Annotated in this window: 2 protein-coding genes; both read left to right on the top strand. The window is 73.8% G+C overall.

Annotated features, from left to right (window positions below; all coding sequences use genetic code 11):
• On the top strand, nucleotides 1-597 hold a 597-nt coding region (locus VGD44_RS24925; RefSeq protein ID WP_331091206.1), incomplete at its 5' end, for a thiolase family protein.
• Nucleotides 594-1424, top strand: a complete 831-nt coding sequence (locus tag VGD44_RS24920) for an enoyl-CoA hydratase (RefSeq protein WP_331091204.1) — start codon at nucleotides 594-596, stop codon at nucleotides 1422-1424. The genes VGD44_RS24925 and VGD44_RS24920, both read left to right, overlap by 4 nt.
• The last annotated feature ends 165 nt before the right edge of the window (nucleotides 1425-1589 follow it).

Here is a 1589-nt window from a genome sequence, read left to right as displayed (position 1 = left end):
GCCGCCGGCCGGCTGCGTGGCGAAATCGCCGGCGTCATGACCGAGAATGGCCTTGTGGACGCCGACGGCTGCATTCGCGCCGAGACCACCCCGGAGGGGCTGGCGGGGCTGAAGCCGGCGTTCCGGCCCGACGGCACGGTGACGGCGGGCACGTCCTCGCCCCTCACCGACGGGGCGTCGGCGACGCTGATCACCTCGGCGGCCTACGCCGCGGCGCACGGGCTCGAGCCGTTGGCCCGGATCCGGGCCGTGGCCACGGCGGGCTGCCCGCCCGAGATCATGGGGATGGGCCCCGTCCCGGCCACGCGCAAGGCGCTGGCCCGGGCCGGCCTCACCATCAACGACATCGACATCGTCGAGATCAACGAGGCGTTCGGCAGCCAGGCGGTGGCCTGCCTCCGCGAGCTGAACATCCCGCTGGAGAAGGTCAACCTCGACGGCGGCGGCATCGCCATCGGCCACCCGCTGGGCGCCACCGGCGCCCGGATCACCGGCAAGGCGGCCCAGCTCCTCAAGCGCGAGGGCAAGCGCTTCGCCCTGTCCACCCAGTGCATCGGCGGCGGCCAGGGCGTCGCCACGATCCTGGAAGCCGCATGACCGCGGCGGAGCCCGACCTGCTGCGGGTCGAGCGGCCGCTGGCCGGCGTCGCCGTGGTGACCCTGAACCGGCCGGACGCCATGAACGCGCTCTCGAGGGCGCTGCGCCAGGCGTTGCACGCGGCGCTGGCGAGCCTGGACGCCGATCCCGAGGTCAAGGCGATCGTCCTGACCGGCGCGGGCGAGCGCGCCTTCACGGCCGGTCTGGACCTGAAGGAACTGTCCTCCGATCCGCTCGGCATGGGCGCCGCCAACGCCGTCGATCCGGCCGAGAACCCGGTCCGCGCCGTGCTGGCCTGCTCCAAACCCGTGGTGGGCGCGATCAACGGCGTCGCGATCACGGGTGGCTTCGAGCTCGCGCTCGCCTGCGACGTGCTCGTCTGCTCCACCAGCGCGCGCTTCGCCGACACCCACGCCCGGGTCGGCATCACGCCCGGCTGGGGCCTGTCGCAGAAGCTCTCGCGCTGCATCGGGCCCTACCGCGCCAAGGAGCTGTCGCTGACCGGCAACTTCCTCTCGGCCCAGCAGGCCTACGAATGGGGCCTGGTCAACCGCGTGGTCCCGCCGGACGAGCTCATGCCCGTCGCTCTGGCTCTGGCGCAGCAGATGGCGGACGTCGAGCTCGACCTGCTCGTCGTCTACAAGGCCCTGATCGACGACGGCTACGCGCTGGCGTTCGGCGAAGGTCTCGGCCTGGAGCACCGGCGCTCCACCGCTCACAACGCCCGGGTCACCCCGGAGATGGTCGCGGCGCGACGCGCCGCCGTGCAGGCGCGCGGACGCAGCTTCGCGCTGGCCGACCCGGCCGCCGACCGGCCAGCCCGATGAGCGCCCGTCTCGCGGTCGCGGCCACCGGGACCGCATGGGCGGCCGCGGGATCGGGGCGCGCACGATGACCTGGCAGCGCGTCGTGATCGTCGGCGCGGGACATGCCGGGGGAACGGCGGCGGCGCTGCTTCGGCAGTACGGTCACGAGCGGCCGATCACGCTGAT

The sequence above is a fragment of the Phenylobacterium sp. genome, from assembly GCF_036402295.1.
In the GTDB taxonomy this organism is placed as follows: Bacteria; Pseudomonadota; Alphaproteobacteria; order Caulobacterales; family Caulobacteraceae; genus Phenylobacterium.
This window is presented reverse-complemented; position numbering and strand designations above follow the sequence as displayed.